The 17,771-nt window shown below is 68.1% G+C and carries 12 protein-coding genes; 6 read left to right on the top strand and 6 right to left on the bottom strand.

Translation table 11 applies throughout. The features are described from left to right. Positions 1–108 precede the first annotated feature (108 nt). Both HUW62_RS12495 and HUW62_RS12490 read right to left on the bottom strand, forming a co-directional pair. Positions 109–2,277: a hypothetical protein gene (locus tag HUW62_RS12495; RefSeq protein ID WP_176434563.1), complete on the bottom strand. Its 2,169-nt coding sequence runs from the start codon at positions 2,275–2,277 to the stop codon at positions 109–111. Continuing rightward, the gene (locus HUW62_RS12490) at positions 2,277–2,636 is read right to left on the bottom strand and encodes a hypothetical protein (protein WP_163867328.1); all 360 of its coding nucleotides are present in this window, start codon (positions 2,634–2,636) and stop codon (positions 2,277–2,279) included. Before HUW62_RS12490 ends, HUW62_RS12495 begins: the two co-directional genes overlap by 1 nt. Positions 2,637–2,888: 252 nt before the next feature. On the opposite strand from HUW62_RS12490, the gene HUW62_RS12485 reads away from it, so the two are divergent. Beyond that, the gene (locus HUW62_RS12485; RefSeq protein WP_176434562.1) at positions 2,889–3,986 is read left to right on the top strand and encodes a helix-turn-helix transcriptional regulator; all 1,098 of its coding nucleotides are present in this window, start codon (positions 2,889–2,891) and stop codon (positions 3,984–3,986) included. A 117-nt stretch (positions 3,987–4,103) separates the two neighbouring features. Here the strand turns inward: HUW62_RS12485 and HUW62_RS12480 are convergent, their stop codons facing one another. Beyond that, a complete protein-coding gene (locus HUW62_RS12480) occupies positions 4,104–4,814 on the bottom strand; it encodes an iron-containing redox enzyme family protein (RefSeq protein WP_368670394.1) in 711 nt (236 codons plus the stop codon). Between the two features lie 79 nt (positions 4,815–4,893). Then, positions 4,894–5,706 carry a GNAT family N-acetyltransferase gene (locus tag HUW62_RS12475; protein ID WP_176434560.1) on the bottom strand — a complete coding sequence of 271 codons (813 nt, stop codon included), beginning with the start codon at positions 5,704–5,706 and terminating at the stop codon, positions 4,894–4,896. Between the two features lie 156 nt (positions 5,707–5,862). Here HUW62_RS12475 and HUW62_RS12470 point away from each other — a divergent pair, with 156 nt between their 5' ends. Then, complete coding sequence (locus tag HUW62_RS12470) at positions 5,863–6,159, top strand: hypothetical protein (protein ID WP_176434559.1); 297 nt, start codon at positions 5,863–5,865, stop codon at positions 6,157–6,159. Positions 6,160–6,415: 256 nt separating this feature from the next. Then, positions 6,416–7,825, top strand: coding sequence for a hypothetical protein (locus HUW62_RS12465; protein ID WP_163867323.1), 1,410 nt, complete (start codon positions 6,416–6,418; stop codon positions 7,823–7,825). A gap of 109 nt (positions 7,826–7,934) precedes the next feature. Here the strand turns inward: HUW62_RS12465 and HUW62_RS12460 are convergent, their stop codons facing one another. Then, complete coding sequence (locus HUW62_RS12460) at positions 7,935–9,005, bottom strand: hypothetical protein (RefSeq protein ID WP_163867322.1); 1,071 nt, start codon at positions 9,003–9,005, stop codon at positions 7,935–7,937. 229 nt (positions 9,006–9,234) lie between these two features. On the opposite strand from HUW62_RS12460, the gene HUW62_RS12455 reads away from it, so the two are divergent. Both HUW62_RS12455 and HUW62_RS12450 read left to right on the top strand, forming a co-directional pair. Continuing rightward, the gene (locus tag HUW62_RS12455) at positions 9,235–11,916 is read left to right on the top strand and encodes an ELWxxDGT repeat protein (RefSeq protein ID WP_176434558.1); all 2,682 of its coding nucleotides are present in this window, start codon (positions 9,235–9,237) and stop codon (positions 11,914–11,916) included. Then, positions 11,913–13,055 (top strand): alpha/beta hydrolase, encoded by a 1,143-nt coding sequence (locus HUW62_RS12450; RefSeq protein ID WP_176434557.1) that lies wholly within the window; start codon positions 11,913–11,915, stop codon positions 13,053–13,055. The genes HUW62_RS12455 and HUW62_RS12450 overlap by 4 nt, the downstream gene beginning before the upstream one ends. 124 nt (positions 13,056–13,179) lie before the next feature. Here HUW62_RS12450 and HUW62_RS12445 read toward each other — a convergent pair whose 3' ends face one another. Further along, complete coding sequence (locus tag HUW62_RS12445; RefSeq protein ID WP_176434556.1) at positions 13,180–15,879, bottom strand: phosphodiester glycosidase family protein; 2,700 nt, start codon at positions 15,877–15,879, stop codon at positions 13,180–13,182. Positions 15,880–16,185: 306 nt separating this feature from the next. On the opposite strand from HUW62_RS12445, the gene HUW62_RS12440 reads away from it, so the two are divergent. Further along, the gene (locus tag HUW62_RS12440) at positions 16,186–17,739 is read left to right on the top strand and encodes a carboxypeptidase-like regulatory domain-containing protein (protein WP_176434555.1); all 1,554 of its coding nucleotides are present in this window, start codon (positions 16,186–16,188) and stop codon (positions 17,737–17,739) included. Positions 17,740–17,771 lie beyond the last annotated feature (32 nt).

Raw genomic sequence — 17,771 nt, 5'->3', positions numbered from 1 at the left:
TGGCTGCCCTGGCATTCGCTTGCGTCGCCTCCGCGGCCAGCCCCGTTTCGCCGTGAGCGAGGAGCCCTGGGCATCCTGGCTCGGGGGCCCGCCGTGCGGATCCAGGGCTCAGGCGTAGAGGCCCGGGATCTCCTTCGGCGGCGGCAGGGCATCCGCCTCGACGACGGTTCCCGCCACGAGCCGTCGCTGATGGTCCAACCGGTAGAGCGCGAGCTTGAGCTGGTCGAGCTTGTCTTGCTTGATGAAGGTCTGTGCCTCGGTGAAGTAGTCGCCAACCTCGCTGGTTCCCGCCTGCGCTTTGTCCAGGAACGTGGCCAGTCGGTCGAGCTCATCGCCCGCCAGTCCGTTCTTCACCAGCAGCCCCGTGAGCGCCGCGAGCTTGGCCGGGGCATCGGAGCCGGGAAGCGTCGCATAGGTCGTCGTCCCCAGCTTCACCGACAGGTGGGGCCGGCCGGCGTTCAGCAGCAGGCTCGCGGTGTTGGCCCCTTCAAACAGCACGGGAAGCTGGGAGTGGAGGACGAGCTGTCGGAACAGGGCCGTCGGCAACGCGCCGGCGGTGGTCACGAGGATGACCTTCACGGCCGCGTTCGCGAGCGCCCCTTGCAGTGACGCCAGGGACGTGGGGTCAGCCACATCCAGGTTGATGACGTGGGTGCCCACGACCTGCGCGGCGCCCTCCCCGAAGGCTGGGAGCTTGCACGGAACGACGGTGATGAGCTTCTTCTGAGCCGCCAGCCTCGCCAGCGCGGTCGCGAGGTTCTTTCCGACGGTGGCGGGAGCCGCCGCTTGATGCACGCCATAACCGATGTGGAGTCGAGCATCGCCGCGCTGCTTCGCCGCGAGGAGCGCCGTGAAGAAGCCACGAAGGTTCTCGCTCGCGAGGTTCGCGGTGTCCGCGTCTCCCAGCGCCGCGACGTCGTAGACGTAGGAGGCCTGCTCGGGCAGGCACAGCCTTTCGAAGGTGGCGTCGTCGCGTCGCAGGTGGCGCGTGGTCGGCTTCCAGAGGAAGGGCTGGAGGACGAACTGGTCGGTGACCTTCATCATGGCCGCGAGTTCGTTGAGCTTCGCCCGCTCTGGCTGGGGCAGGCTCACGCCGATGTCGAATGCCGGCAGGATGCCGATGCGATTCGCGCGCGCGTTGGCGGTGAAGTCCTCCTTGGTGGCGAGGCTCTGGGTCGCGGCTCGAACGTTGGCGAGGTTGGGTTCGAGCTTCCTCAGCCGCGCGGCCGGACTCACCTCCTCACAGCTCAGGACGGTGAGCTTGAGGGAGAGGTTTCCTCCCGTGGCGACCAGGATGGTCTTCTTTGCCACCTCGTTGGAGATGGACACCTTGTCGGGGGCGAGCGCGACGACCGAGGCGTGGTTGAGCATCCCCTTCAGGACGTACTTCAGATGGAGCTGGGTCGTCTGGAAGTGATTGACGTCATCCGCCGCGTCGGCGGCATCCTCGACATCCGTCGCCACCACGGCCTGCCTGGCACAGGGCCTCAGCAACCGGATGGTGGCACTCATGCCTGTCCCATCCAGGAAGTAGCCCTGTTTCTCCTCGCCACTGTCCTCGCGCGCCTTGACCTCGAGCAGGCCTTCGATGACGGCGGGGAGGTATGCCGCCCAGAAGGCCTTCCGGCTCGCCGGGGTGTTCTTGCTCGCGTCCGGCAGGTTCATCGCGATGGAGTGCTCGTACTTCTCGAACTCGGTGTGGCTGTTCGCCAGGACGCGCACGAGCGGCTTCGGGTCCGGCGTGGTGGCGGCGGTCCGCTCAATCCGGTCGATGGCGCGCAGCAGGTCGAGACACGCGGCCTGGTTGCCATTGTTCGCGCCGTCGTCGACGTAGATGCGGATGTCCGCATTCGACAGCACGGCCTTCACCCGGGGATCGAGGTCCTCGGGCGGGGTGACCCAGTTCGACGCGAGCGTGAGCTGGACCCGTGAGTTCTTGCCCGGCGTCATGGGCACCGCCGTCCAGGGCTCGACCTCCTCGTGGTAGAAGTATTGGCCTCCCGCCGGGAGCTGGAAGCCCACCTCGAAGGTCTGTGGGGCCACCATCGGTGCGAGCACACGCGCCCTTGGGACTCCGAACGTCACGCGGCCATGTTTGTCGGTATCGAAGGGGCCGACAGTCTTTGCGCCCAGCCGGAGGCTGACCTTGATGCCCGCGACGCCCCGGTGCAGGCAGCACTCGACGACACGCACCCGGATGTGGAGGAACTCCCCACATCGTTGCTCGATGCCCAGCTCGTCGGGGGGTTCGGGATTGACGATGTCGACCTTGAGCATCAGCGCGCCGCTTCTTCTTCGTCGAGCGCGCGCACCGCGGCGTCGACGAACCGCTGGACCCGCTCGGCGGGCTCCAGGTGGATGTCAGCCAGCGGTCTGGCGAAGGGAGCCGTCCAGGGGGGCGGGCCGTAGGCGGCGAACACCGCGGCGACGGCTTCGAGTGTCAACCGGTCCGTCGCACGGCGGCGCTCGGACCACTCGAGGGAAAGCGCGACACAGTCGTTGATTGGCTGGGACGGGAGCGCGAGGCGCGATGGCCACCGCGTGCGGATGTTCTCACCCACCTCTGCTGCCACCACGCGGCGGCGCTCCTCGCGAAACGCATCCATTTGCGCCGATCGGATTTGCAGCAGGTGCATGTTTGACCCACTCGATGAACATCATCCTGGAGGAAGATTTCATGTTGGGTATAGCTGGGAATGCGTGATGCCGTCGAGGGAGGTCCTCTCGGACTGCTGGCTCCCCGTTGAGCCTCCCTTGACGCGAAGACCCCAGGTCCGCCAGGGTTTTGCGTCAATACCCCCGTGGGGTGAGGGACAGAATTCCAGTCCAGACCTATAGACGGGGGCATCCTCGCACACCCCTCGGGGTTGCCTGACAAGGAGACGCGGATGTTCAATCCGATGGACTTCAACTCTCGCGAGCTCATGGTCCGGGACGATGTCATCGCGTCCCTCGGCAGCGAGCGGACCATTCCGCGAGTCCTTGAAGCGGCCCGAGCGCAGATGCTCGAGTTCGCCCAGGCCGACGCCATGGCCCTGTGCCTCATGCGCTTCTCCCCGTCGCCCGACTTCCGATGGCACGTCCCGGGCCACCCCATCCCCATTCTCGATGAGTATGCCCGCCTGGTCGACCATGACTTCCTCCGGGCCCCCATCATCGCCCGGCCCGAAGTGCCCATCTGCGACACGCAGCTCATCTCCCGCGGGGAGTACGAACGAACCCCCATCTACCAACGCAGCCTGGAGCTGGCGCTGCCGTTCGAACACCTCATGGCCGTCCTCGTGCCCATCCGCCCCGGCCTCGTCGGCGCCCTCGCGTTCTACCGGCACAAGCGGTCCCCGTTCACGGCCCAGAGCATCACCGCCGTCGCCAGCGTCACCAGGCACGTGGCGACCTCCCTGGGCAGATGCCAGGACTTCCAGGACCTGGCCACCCGCGCCCAATTGATTCAAGCGCTCTACCAGCGCGAGGACTCCGCCTACCTTGTCGTGGAGCCTCCCTCTCGCGAGGTGTTCCGCTCCCCGCACACCACCGCCCTGCTGGAGCGCTGGTTCACCACTTCGGAGGTCGACGCCTCCGGGCTCCCTCACGTCCTCAAGGAGCGGCTGGACGCCCTGGTTCGGATGGACCCGGACTCGAGGCTCGGGAAGACCCTCTGGGTCGCCAACCATCCCGAGGGCTACCGCACGTGCCGGTTCGTCGAGATGCCCGCCGGTGACGACGGCCCCCGGCAATGGGCCCTCCTGTTGAGCGAGCTTCCCCACTCCATCCCCCTCCCCTTGCACATGCAGCGCGGACTCACAGACCGCGAACTCGAGATCGCGAGGGGCGTGCTCCGAAACTGGTCCAACGGACAGATCGCCGAGGATTTCGAGATCTCGGGGCAGACGGTGAAGACCCACGTGAGCAACCTCTTCAAGAAGCTGGGCGTCGACAATCGCGCCGACTTCCTCTACCAGGCAGCCCTCCTCAACAAGCCGGTGTGAGGCGGCCCGTGAGCCCTCGCGACGGGTGGAAAGCGCCGCGAGGGATTGCATGGGAAGGCGTCTCCCGAAAGCCAGGGTTCGAACGGGAGTTTTCCCCCAGCGTGCATGCGCTGGTGTCTACCTCGCGAGGGACAGGCTGGAGGCGCCGTCCTCACGGAAGATGCACGGGTAGACGCTCCGCGCGACGCGAGCCGAGAAGAGGATCGCCTCCTGGTCCTCTGCCTCCGTCAGCCGCTCGAAGAGCCGCGCCATCTCCGCCACGTGGTCTCCGTCCAGGGCCCCGTGGCTGCGCAGGAACGTCACGGACTTGTGGATGTTGGGAATGGTGGACACCTTCTTCAGTTGCCTGGCCCACACGCCCGCCCGCGTCTGCGACAGGTACTCCAGCACGTACGCGGTCCCCAACGCCGCCGTCGGCACGCCCGCGCGGGACGTGAAGAAGTTCCACCCCGTATAGGCATCCACCGCCGGGCTCCGCGCCGCCGTCTCCACCGTCTCCTCCGAGCACCCCAGGTTCTTGAGGTCCGACAGCAGCCACCGGTCGTGCCCCCGCTCCTCCTCCCCCTTCTGGATGAGCAATCGCGCCAGCTCCGGGTGCCGGCCCTGCCGCTTCAGCCGCTCGCCCGCCTCGGCGAGGATCGGCGTGCTCCAGCGGGCGTAGTGATACGTCTGGATGAGGTAGTGGATGTAGCCCTCCTTGTCGAGGGTGCCCTCGAGGATGCGTCGGCCGTCGGACCGCGCATCCACCGCCGCCACCAGCCCTCGCGCCTCCACGTCCAGCGCCGCCAACCAATTCGTTCCCACGTGATTCTCCGCCTGTGTTTGCACGTACGTCTCCTGTCCGGTGCCCATGGGGCTCCCGGTCACTGCGTGTTGAAGGTGAAGGGAAGAGAGGAACCGTCCCGGCCTAGGCGGCGGGACTCACGCAGTGCTCCAGCGCGTGGAAGCGCGCCAGGGAGTCCGCGGGGATTTCATCGAGCGCCATGACGAGCGGCAGCGTGAACCACTGGAAATACGTGTCGTAGAGCGGCGCCGCGATGAAGCGCGCCCCCATCGTCCTGGCGAAGAGCGCGGGCGCCCGGGGCAGTCGCAGTCCGTCCAACAGCCCCAGCGCGGCCTGCGCCCGCTCCTCCGGCGTGTAGTAGGGATTGCGGGGATGCACCGGGGGGCGACACGGGTCGGACACGGCCACGCGCCAGCGCGGACTCAGCCAGCCCCTGTGGGCCGCCACCTGCCAGGAGAGGTGCGCGTCCTCGGGTGAGTCCGTCTCCAGATTCGCGGAGGCAATCCAGTGCGTCACCCCGCGCCGCCGGCTCTCCGAGTACATGCCCGCCTGCAGCCACGTGACGGCCTCCGAGCGCCGCCACTTCGGCAATACACAGAAGCGCGAAGGCTCCGCGAACACCCTTCCCGGCTGGAGCAGGCCCGAGAGGTCCACGCGCTGCTCCATCTCGAGCCCCACCTTCCCGCCCAGGTTCGCCGCCACCTCCGCGTTGGGCAACGCCACTCGCATCGTCGCCACCGGCTCGTCGCCCGCGTAGACGAGCACGTGCACCGTGGTGTCGAGCGTGTCGACACACGTCACCTCTCGACGAGACAGCGCGGACTGCTCGGGCAGCAATCCCAGTTCTCCGCCGAAGACAGCCCAGCGGATGCGAGCCACGGCATCGAGCTCCCGCTGGGTGGTGGCGACACGCCAGCGCCAGTGCCTGCACGTCATGGGTACTCTCCTGGTAGCGAGGCGGGTCTGTGTCTCGCCGCCCTCCCACGTACTTTCGTCGCAGGTGACGTGAGTTCGACGGAGGCTCTGTGTGAACAGGCGCACGGGCGACGAGGTGGTCGAGTGCACCCCGCCCCCTGGGGCGTTGAGGTAGTGATGGCCGAACACCCCCGTCGAGCCGAGCTCAACATCCAGTGGCCGGCCAATATTGAAGGGCTCAAGGCCGAAGCGGGCGACTACGCCGTCCTGACGGCCATGCACGTCAAGGCGCCCATTGATTTCCCCACGTACACGTGGCTCACGGGCTTCACGAGCACGGACTTCTCCTGGGCGATTCCGGCGGATCCCCAACCGCTTCCCCAGAACCCGAACAACCTCCCTCTCGCCGGGACGTTGAACTGTCCTTTCATCCGCCGTGGGCTCCTGCGACTTGGCGGAAGCGGCGTCGCATAGACGGCAATGGATTGACAATCCACCATCCGCACCGCGCTGTAGCGCCCCACGCCACGAGTCGGGCGGATTCGTGGCGGGACGGGCCACAACCCGCTGTCCACCCGCCAACACTCACCCCTCCCGTCGGGGCAGGGAGGTCCGTGAGCCTTCCGGGGAAAACCAAAACTCCATGGCACAGGCACAAGACCTGCTTTGACAGACATCACATCCGACAATCCCTGTCGGCCGTGCCTCCTGTCTCATAAGGGGTTTCCCCATGTCATATCGTCCTGTACGAGGTCTCCTCGACCTCGTCCTGCTACCGCTGCGCCCGCTGCCCCTGTCCGTGCTCGCGCTCGGAGGCCTGTTGCTGGCCCCGGTGGCCCGCGCCGCAGACCCCGACCCCGAGGCGGAGAAGGGGGCCCCGGCGACCATCACCGGCCTCTTCCTGGAGGGTGAGGGACTGAAGGTCCGCATCCAGTGGGCCGACAATCAAGAGCTTCCCTCCAGCCTCGTGCTCTCCTCCTATGGCAACAGGGACGAGCCGACGGACAGCGTGGGGGTGACGCCGGAGCCCGGCAAGGAGACGGAGATCGAGCTGACGGGCGCCTCCAAGGAGTTCTGGAAGGAGGGCTGGTCCCAGCGGCTGGTGCTCGAGGACAAGGCGAAGGGCGAGCCCATCCTCACCCAGCCCTACAACTTCAACCTTGATTGCCCCGAGGACAAGGAGTGCCAGGTCACCGTGGCGCCGGGCGCGGCGACCAGCGGTGACGTGCTGCACGTGAGCGAGGAGCTGGACGAGGCGCTCACCAAGGTCGCGGAATCCGCTGGCGAGGGCAAGGAGGTCGACCTGGTGGACGCGGTGGTGGCCATCAACCCCACCCTGCGTGGCCAGGCGATGGTCTACGGCCTGTCGCTCTCGCGGCTCCAGGTCCTGGCCCCCTGCAACTGCGTGTGGCAGGCCGTGTACTCGCAGAACCCCTCGGGCTCCGGGTACGGCGTCTACATCAACAACAGCGGAGGCATCGTCAGCGGAACGAATGGCCCCGGCGCCAAGCACGCGCTCACCGCCCTGGGCCGCAACGGCATCTCCCACGGGTTCTCCGGCCTCAGCCAGGTCAACCTCAAGCTGTCCTGCACGCGGTGGCTCATCGCCTATTACATCGAGTGGGTCGTCACCTGGCCGTGGGGCCCGCGCTTCCCCATCCTCGTCCCCCGCATGTTCATCGCCCCGTGCACCTCGAGCTGCAAGGTGCGCTTCGACCACCAGGGCCGCATCAGCGGCTCCACCTTCGCCGCCTACACGAGCCCCGGCTCGGCCACCGCGTACGAGCAGGGTTCCTATCGCGTGGACGGCACGTATCTGTTGAACACGTCCGCCAGCAACGGCGGGTTCTTCAATCAAATCAGTGGCATGTCCGTGCTCTCCAACGTCGGGAGCATCGGCCGGGTGGACTCCTACGGCTACGTGTATGCCTACTCCCCGGTCTTCCCCTACTTCGCCTCGGCGTCCGTCTCGAATGGCCACTCCATCGCCATCCACGGCAACTCCTCGTGCCCGTTCGGCCCCTTTGGCCACGCCGCCGTGTGGACCTACGGCACGTCGCAGGGGACGCCGCAGACCACCAGCCTGCGCAACTCCATCCGGGGCTTCTTCCTGGGCTTCGGCATCTGGACCAATCCCTGAGGCCTGACGCGCGGTGATGGCGCCCCGGAGGTCGGCCCCGAGCACACGGGCCGGCCCACCGGGGCGCCGTCGTCTTCAGCGGCCCGCATGCCTGGGGCTCACAAGGATTTCACCCCTTCAGCCACTCGACGAGCCGCGTGCGCTGCCGGCCCCTCAGGCTCGTCATGACCGACATCTGGTCGAGGCTCCACTCGGTCCGAAGCTGCTTCGCCGCCCGGGCCATCCACTCGGGGAACCGCGAGGGCGCGCAGGCCCCCAGCCCCAGCGTGTCGTTCTGGAGCCCCTCGCTGTCGAAGTCGAAGACCGACACGATTCTCCCGGGCACACCGTCCGGGCCCCAGGAGGACATGGAGAAGCGGAACCAGACCGGAGCCCGGCTGTCGACCGTCAGGTGACAGTGGTAACGATAGGTCATCGACTGCCCGTCCCCCTCCTCGCCGCCCGTCGCGTAGAGTCTGAACCAGAAGACCTCTGGCTCGCCGAACCCCAGTTCGCGCGCCAGCTCGAGCGCCGGTGAGCGGGCGCGGCGCGCCTGGAGCAGCGCCTCCATCCGCTCGAACAGCGCATCCAGGGCCGGTGTGGAGCGCGCGTGGGTCCGCAGGTCCTCCAGCCGGTCCAACTCCCACCCCTGGCTCCGCACCGCCCGCTCGACATGCGGGATGAGCGCATCGAGCGAGGCCTCGGACGCGTCGATGGTCAACACCGCCAGCATGTCCAGGGCCACCTCCTCACTGGCCACGACCACGGTCTGGATCGCCTGGAGCAGCACCGGGTTCTCCGCCAGCCCCTGGAGCTTCGCCTTGCGCTGCTTCGAGCCCCAGCCATACGTCACATCCAGGTCCAGCATCCCCTGGAGCGCCATCCGCCACGACCCACGCAGGGCCTCGTCCGAGCCCTCCCGGTCCACGCTCTCGCGCAGGAAGTAGACCGCCGGACGCACGTCGCCCGCGAGCCGCTCCAGCACCGCGCGGATGACCGGCGCGGGGAGCTGCTGACAGTGACGCCCGAAGGACCCGAGGTATGAGCGGTCTTCCGGAATGAGCCGCAGCACCGCCCCCGCGGCGAGCATCGGGTCCACGTCCTCCGGAAGCTTCTTGAGCGCCTTGATGAGGCGCTCCCAATCCGGATTCGACTCACCCAGCAGCGCGTGGAGGTCTTCCGGGGCACGTCGTCGACTCATGTGTCCAGCTCTACCAGAGTCTCACCCGCACCGCTGACAAACGCATGGCGCCCGCGACCCTGTCAATGACTCGTCACGGCGGCCCGCGGCAACCCCTACCACCCCCTCGCGTGCCGCGTCACTTCCCCATCACTAGACACGATTGTCGCGCTCATCCCACAACTAAATCGAAATGGAAATTCATCCCAGACGTCCCCTTCGTGCAATTCGACACGAGGGGGTACCTTCCATGCGACGTCTGGTCGTCACCTCGCTGGCTCTGTTTCTTGGAGCCTGCGAATCAAACAACATCGATTCAGCGAGCGAAAAGCCACCTGAGACGCAACGGGCGGCGCTCACGATTCCCACCTTCACCCTGGTCAAGGACCTCAATGCGATGAGCCTGGGCCCCGCCCCCGGCTCGGTCGTGGCGGCCCACCAGCGCGTCTACTTCGGAGCCAATCACCCATCGGGAAGCGCGCTCTACAGCCTGGACCCGACGACGAGCGTGGCGACGCCCATCACCACCTTCCCCACCAGCACGGCGCCCACGCCCCAAGGCGTGTACAGACCCGCCGGCGGCACGGCGGACCTGCTGGTGTTCAGCGCCTTCGAGCCCGGCACGGGGATGGAGCTGTGGCTCTCGGATGGAACCGCCGCTGGCACCCGGCGGGTGGCGGACCTCAACCCGGGCCCGCTGTCGAGCAACGCGACGATGGTCGGGCAATTGGGTGACGCGCTCGTCTTCACCGCCATCCGGGGCAGCGACTTCCTCCTGTACCGAATGGACGCGCTGTTCCAGGTCACCCGGCTATCGAGCGAGCCGGTGACGGGACCCCCCGCGCTCCTCAACCAGCGCGTCCTCTTCGCCCAGTCCTCCGCCATCAACTCCGAGCCCTGGGTGAGCGACGGCACGGTGGCCGGCACCCAGCGCCTCAAGGACATCCATCCCACCGGCTCGTCGTCCCCCATCGGATTCACGGTCGTGGGCTCCCGCGCCATCTTCTTCGCCAACAACGGGACAGCGGGCGCGGAGCCCTGGAGCACCGACGGGACACCCGCCGGAACCTCGCTCCTCAAGGACATCCAGCCTGGCGCCAGCGGGTCGATGCCCTTCCTCGCGCAGTCACGCATCGCCAGCGTGGGCTCCACCGTCTTCTTCGCGGCGAACGATGGCGTGCATGGCGAGGAGCTATGGAAGACCGACGGCACCTCCACGGGCACCGTCCTGGTCAGCGACGCCGTTCCGGGCGCGACGGGCTCGGCCCCCACGGCGTTCACGGGGACCCCTGGCCGGCTGTTCTACACCGCCAGCCAGAGCACCACGGGCGGTGAGCCGTGGACGTCCGACGGCACCTCGGCGGGGACGTTCATGCTCAAGGACATCCTTCCGGGACCGAACCGGAGTGTCAGCGGCCGTTACGTCCCCTTCGGCGCGGGCGCGCTCTTCTTCGCCGACGACGGCATCCATGGGCGCGAGCCGTGGTTCTCCAACGGCCAACCCTCCGGCACCCAGTTGGTGAGCGACCTCTATCCGGGGAGCCGAGGGAGCGCGGACCTGCAGTTGCTATCGGTCGCGGGGGCTCGCGCCTACTTCGCCTGCACCACGCCCCTGGGCGTCAACGATCTGTGTGACACGGATGGGACGAGCGCGGGGACGCGCCGGCTGTCCCTGCCGGGTCCGGGCACCGCGCCCTCCGCGCCGACCTGGCTGGTCGCCACGCCCCAGGGCCGGGCGTTCTTCGCGGCCAGCGACGGCCTCACCGGCCGCGAGCTGTACGTCACCGACGGCACGCCCACGGGGACCCAACGATTGACGGACCTGTCCCCCGGTATCGCCGATGGCGTCACGGGGCAGATCTACGTGTTCGGCCAGAACGTCGTGTTCGCCGGCCGCACCCCGGAGCACGGCTCCGAGCTGTGGTTCTCCGACGGCACGCCACGGGGCACGCGAATGATCCGCGACATCCACCCCACGGCCGGCGTGGGCGCGTTGGATGGGATCGTCAGGACCTACGCCACCGTCCACGGCAACCACTTCTACTTCATCGCCAGCGACGGAGTGACGGGCAACGAGCTCTGGCGCACGGATGGAACCGAGAACGGAACGGAGCGCCTGACGGACGTGCTGCCAGGCCCGGCCCACAGCGCTGTCCCGGACCCGGCGCCCATCAGCTTCGGCGCCAGTCTCATCTTCACCGCACAGGACGCGCAGTTCGTCCGGTCGCTGTACTCCCTCGTTCCGGGGAGCCTCCCCGTCAGGCTCACCGCCCAGGGGCTGGGCGTCCTCAAGGCGATCCGGAATCAGAACAAGGTGTACTTCATCGCCTATCCGGTCTCGGGCACGGCAAGCACCGCGCCCGGCGGGCTGTGGTCGACCGACGGCACCCCTCAGGGCACGGTGTTCATCACCGGAGGCTCGTTCCGCGACCTCATCGCCACGGGAACGGAGGTGGCGCTCGCGGGCAGCGGCGTCCTCTACGCGTCCAATGGCACGCCAGGAAACCGCCGCCTCGTCTCGCTCGCGGGCCCGTCGAACCTGTATGACCCCGAGCCCCCCTTTGTGATGGTCGACGGCACGCTGACGTTCGTGGGCGGCAACGGGACGATGGGGGTGGGCCTGTGGCGCTCCGACCTCACGCGCCCCGGGACGACTCGCCTCTCGTCCAGCGCCACGCTGGACAGCTATGCGTGGGTGCACGCGGAGAAGGAGTACGTCTACTTCGTCGCCGACTCGGCCACGCAAGGACGAGAGCTCTGGATGTCGGACCTCACTGCGGCCAACACGCGCCTCGCCTACGACTTCGCGCCCGGGAAGCTCGACGGCTCACCCGGGCGTCCCATCCGCATCAACTCCACCCAACTGTTGCTGACCGCCAATGACGGCGCCCACGGCACCGAGCTGTGGCGCATCGACGAGGTGACCCCATGATTCCCTTCCTGACCCTGGCGCTGACCGCCACCCTCTCCAGCGTCTGCACGGGCGACCCGGCCCCTCCCGCGGGCACGGAGCTCACCGTCGTCAAGGTCCACTACCCGATGTCCACGGGGGACGTCTGGATGCTCAAGAGCTCCCCGGGGTACGAGTGGATGCGGGACACCGAGGTGGCCGATCGGAGCACCGCCACGTTCTGCGCCTACGTCCCCACCACCACGGCCGCCGTCCAGGTGCGGGCGTACCGCGATGAGGTCGCCAGTAAGGGCGCGATGTACCCCGTCTCGCGAGGCAAGACGGTCCACATCTACCCCTACTTCTCGACGGACTCCGGGCAGCTGACGACGGTGTTCCCGGCGTTCCACTCCAACGCGCTCGACAACGACCGCACCATCTGGGCCTGGCTGCCCGCCGGCTACAGCGAGAACCCGCTGCGGCGGCACCCCGTCATCTACATGCATGACGGCTGCAACCTCTTCGACGCGGCCCTGTCCATCACCGGCGACGAGTGGGAGGTGGACGAGGCCGTGGACGCGGGCATCGCCAAGGGCGCGGTCGACGAGGTCATCGTCATCTTCGTCAACCGGACCGGACAGCGCATGGCCGAGTACGTCCCTGTCACGGACCCGTCCTACCCGGACGTCCCGGCGTTGGGCGACCTGTACGTGCGGATGTTGGTGGAGGAGCTGAAGCCGCGGATCGACGCCACGCTCCGCACCCGGACAGACGCCGCCAGCACGGGCATCATCGGCTCGTCGCTGGGCGGGCTCATCTCCGTCCACGCCGCGCTGCGCCACCCGCAGATCTTCGGCCGGGTGGGGGCGCTGTCGCCCTCCGTCTTCTGGGGCAACCGTTTCATCGCCAGCTCCGCCGCCGCCAGTCCGGCGCCGGGCGCCTCCACCCGGCTGTACATCGACGAGGGCAGCCAGGAGTCCAACATCTACGCGTTGGCCCTGGCGGACGCGTTCCGCTCCGTGGGCTACACCGACGGCACCACGCTGCGGTACGTGAACGAGGCGGGCGGCTACCACACCGAGCCCTCCTGGGCCCGGCGCATGCCAGGCGTCCTGCACTACCTGTTCCCCGGCCGCTCCAACACGGCGCGGGCCCCGAGTGAGCTGAGCTCGGAGCCCTAGCCAACGGGCGACATGGGCCTCAGGGGACCCGTGGCGCGACGCGACGCAGCGTCTCGCCCGGGAGGAGTGAGCCCCACCGCGCCCCCGGAGTGAGTCACACGGGGGCGCGGCGCGGTGCCGGGCCTTACTTGAATCCGAGGAAGGTGGGCACGGGGCGGAAGAACTTGAGTCCCGGGGCCTCGCTCCGCCCGTCGCTCGGCAACGTGGAGACGTGCTGCTGGGGCGCGTCATCCGGGGAGTAGACCAGTTGGGAGGAGCCGCCTCCGTCCAGCAGGAGGATGTCCCGCGCGCCCAGGGAGTACAGGTAGCTGGCCATCGCGAAGGTGGAGGCCCCGTTCGTTCCGTCCCGCACGCATCCGCCGGGGCTGTCGTCCATGAAGTCCCGGCCCGGGTTGACGACCGCGATGAACAGCATCTTGCCCGTGTCGTTCAAGCCCACGATGGTCCTGGGGCGTCCACACTCCGGGGTGATGTCGGAGGGCGGGCGGATGTATTTCTTGTCCTTGACGATTTGGAACCCCGAGACGGCCTGGCGGAACCGGCTCGCGTCTCCGCCCGTGAGGTCCGTGCGTATCTCCGCGGGCCGGTTGCGCTGCCGGGCCTCGCTGGTTGAATAGAACACCAGCGTCGCGAGCGCCTTGCCGAACAAGCTCCCCGAGGGAGAGGCGACCACCCCGTCGCTGATGGACAGGCCGAAGGCCTTCGTGCACAGGTCCACGTACGGGAGGTAACCCTCGGAGAGGTTGAAGAAGTTGGCGTTGATCATCAACTGGATGTCTGGATGCTGGTCCATCCAACTGCCAGTGCTCATCATGCCCGTCTCCGTCATCACCTCCGGGTCGTTGTACCCCACGGACCTGTAGATGCTCGGGTAGCCAGGAGGGCACCAGGCGGCGTCGGCGGCGGGGACGACCGGCTGCACCCGCGACAGGTTCACCCTGGCCGAATACCCCTGGGTGATGAGGGCTTCGCCCTGGTGCCTGTCGCTGAAGGACACCGGCGTGCAGCAGTTGATGGCGATGGGCACGCAGCGCGGCATCTGCCGCCCCTGGTAGACGACCTCCAACCCGTCGTTGCAGACGAGTCTCTCGACCAGACAGCTATTGGAGATGTCCGGGTCGCAGTTCGCGTCCCAGACGCTGGAGTAGCAGGGCTCCTGCTCCTCGCCGCCGCAGAAGGAGGCGCTCGTCGAGCGCCGGGAGGGGCTCTGGTGGGGCGCGCCCTCGCTGGTGTCCTGGAGCCCCAGGAACGCGCCATCCATCAGCGTCCCCGTCCCGCCGCCGTCCTCCCAGCGCACATAGCGGACCCCCTCGAATCCCGCTGAGAAAGCATGGGACAGCACCTCCCAGTCAGGCACACCCGAAACACACGCGGCCCACTGGGGCCCCGAGTCCCACGTGGCCAGCACCGCCTGGGCATCATCCAGCAGCGTCACCTTGAGGGAGAACGGCGTCACGCAATCAGAAGGCTTGTACAACCCGGTGGCGTGAATGGTCCGCGCGGAGTCGAGCGCCTCCTCGGCGACTTCTTGCGCCAGCAGGTCCACGACCTGCGTGCGCCGCGCCTCGGTGCCCGTCGCCTGGAGGGCGAGGTTGCCGGCGATGCCGTCTCGCGCGGCCGCCGTCACCGAGGCCGAGCCCGCCACCGCGAGCTGCCAGCCCGTGAGGTCTCCGGTCTGCATGCCGGGGTTCACCAGGCGGTTGTCGCCGAAGACGACCACGGCGGCGTCGTCGAGGATGGCGCCGTAGTGGCCACCCCAGTACTCCAGGTCCTTGCCGCCGTCCTCGAAGCGCACATAGCGGGCGCGCGGGCCATAGTCCGCGAAGACGTGGGAGAGCGTCACCCAGTCGTGGGGGCCCCAGGTGCACGGGCCCGTCAGGGTCCTCACGCCGGAGTCATACGAGGCGAGGACGGCCATGTTCTCATCGAGCACCTGCGCCTTGAGGAAGAAGGTGTCGGGGCAGTACGCCTGGGTGAAGCGTTCGGAGACGCGGATGAGGGGCTGCTTCGCGAGCGTCTCCGGGTCGAAGCCGTGGGCCCACAGGTCCACCAGCTGGTGGCGCGTGTTCCAGACGTATGAGGTGATGAAGTAGTCCTGCACGGGGTCATCCACCGCGAGCCAACCGGCGCCGCCATTGCCGTCCACCTGCCAGCCGCTCAGGTCTCCGGCCTCCGCGCCGCCGTTCTCCAGCAGGTTGGTGAACCAGGCGGCGTGGTTGTCGTCGAAGACGCGCAGGGACGCGTTGTCCATCGCCACGCCATAGTGGCCGCCCCAGAACTCGCTGTCCTTGCCGCCATCGGACCAGCGCACGTAGCGCACGCTGGGGCCGTAGTCGCGGAAGGTATGGGACACGACGTTCGCCTCGCCCAGGCCCGGCACGCACGGCCCCGTCGTGGTCCTCACGCCGGAGTCCCAGAACGTCACCACGTTCCAGTCCGCGTCCAACAGCTCCACCCGGATGCCGTAGGTGTCCGGGCAGTACACGTGGCGGAACTCCTCACGGAGGGTGATGAGGGGCGCGGTGGCCATCGTCTCGGCGGTGAAGCCCTTCGTGTACAGGTCCACCACCTGCTCGCGGCTGTCCCAGAGGTACGACGTGCGGAAGACGAAGTCGCCTGGGGCGCCCGACACCGTCCATCCCGCGCCACCGCTGGCGGTAATCGTCCACCCGCTCAGGTCCCCTGTCTCGGCGTCCGGGTTCACCAGCAGGTTGGAGAAGAACGGCTGCTGCGCCTGGACCGGAGTGGCGAGCAACGAAGTCACGACGAGGAAGAGGCAGGGCCACGCGGAACGTGGCCACCACCCCGGGATGCGCGAGCGCATGCGGGAGCTCCTGATGAACGGTGGTGGGTGGAAACGGTCCGGAGGGCCGGCCAGACCAGGGCCGAGAGCGACTCCGCCAGCATGGGCCGAGCCCGTGTCACATGTAAACAACTTGAGACATGAGGCAGACCTGTGTCTGTTTTCACCCGGCCCGAGCGGGCGCCGTCATCCCGCCTGCCTCACGGCGGAGGACGCATCGACCGCGGGGAAGACCCCGGCGGCCGTGCCCAGAACGGCCCCGGGAATGGTAGTCTCATCTGTCTGGCCCAGGCCGCGCGGGTCCGAGGAGCATGGGAGGTCCACATCATGCGTGCAAAGGCTGGCTGGATCGCGACCGTGGGAGTCGTGACGGCCCTTGGAGTCGCCGTGCTGCTGCGCCAGGAGTTGACGGCGCGAATCCATCCGCCTCCTCCGGCGGCGCTCGCGCCCGTCCTCTCCGCGCCCGAGCCGCGTCCACCGTTGACGCCGCCCACGCGCGATGGGACGGGACTCGCCGAGGTCCGCGTCGTCTCCGCCCAGGACCAGCGGCCGCTCGCGGGAGCCATGGTCGCCATCATTCGCGAGCCCGTCGACCTGGCCAATCCCTTGGAGTCCGCGCTCACGGATGAGCAGGGCCTGGCCCGGTTCCCCACCGCCCTCCCCGGCCACTTCCACCTCTGCGCGCGTGGCGCGGGGCATGGCGAGGACTGCGAAGCAGACGTGGGCCTCGTCGCCGGAGGAACCATCACCGCCCACCTGGCGCTGCCTCCCGGCGCCACCATCACCGGACAGGTACGAAACCAGGATGGGACGCCCGCCCAGGGGGTGCGCTTGATGGCCAAGGGCGAACGCTCGGTCGATAAGTGGATGCCCACCCAGGCCATCACCGACGCTCAAGGCCACTACCGCCTGGATGGCGTTTCGCCAGGCCTCGTCTACATCCATCCCTTCGTTCCCGAGGGGCAAGGTGTGAGTCGCGACCTCGAGGTCAAGGCGGGAGAAGAGGCTCGGCTGGACATCCAGCTCGCGGGCTTCTCCACCGTGACAGTCCAACCCTTGCGCAGCCACAATCGCCGCTGGTCCCGGTTCAAGAAGTCCCAAAACGTGGATGTCATCGAAGCCGTCTCCGTCACCGTGCAGTTGCGGCGGCAGGACGATGGCACTTGGACTGGCAACGTCGAGGCGGGAAGCCACGTCGCGAGCTTGAGCGGCGTCCACGGTTGGACGACCCTCCACGGCGGGAAGAAGGTGGAGCTGACCGCCGGAGTCCCGCTGTCCATCGAGCTTCCGTATGACTCGAACATCCACGGGCCCGATAACGTGCCACCCCATCCTCCGGTGCCGCACTACTTCGAGCTGGCGGGCCATGTCCTCATGCCGGACGGCACGCCCGCGAAGGGGGCACGCATCTCCGTGATGAAGCCCACCGAGCACTGGAGAAACTGCAGTCAAAGTCCTCGCCATTACAGCCAGATCCGCTTCGAGGGTTCGGCCTTCGTGGTGAATCCCGTCATGGGGACGCAGACCCTCCATGCGTGGCTCGAGGACGGCCGCGCCGGCAAAGTCACCGTCACGGCCACCGAGGGCCAGCGGGTGGTCGCGGACATCCGCCTGGAGAACACCGGCGCCGTCGTCGGCGGCGTCGACGTCACCCTCGAGGGGCCGTATATCGTGGGCCCGATCGTGATCGTCGACGACTGGCACTTCCACCCCATGTCCTTCCGGGAGTGGGACGGGCGCTTCATCGTGGCGGGCCTTCTGCCGGGAGAGCACTTCCTGACGATGGAGGGAAAGCTCGACAAGCGCCCCTTCGTCATCGAGGCCGGGGCTCGCACGGACCTGGGGCACCTCAAGGCGGACACGCTGGCCCAGCCCCCCTGACGCGCGCGAAGCCCTCGCGTCGGGTCACCCGC

This window comes from Myxococcus sp. AM011 (assembly GCF_013372595.1).
Lineage (GTDB): Bacteria > Myxococcota > Myxococcia > Myxococcales > Myxococcaceae > Myxococcus > Myxococcus eversor.
The sequence above is the reverse complement of the archived record's forward strand: the minus strand, read 5'-3'. Positions and strand labels throughout refer to the sequence as shown.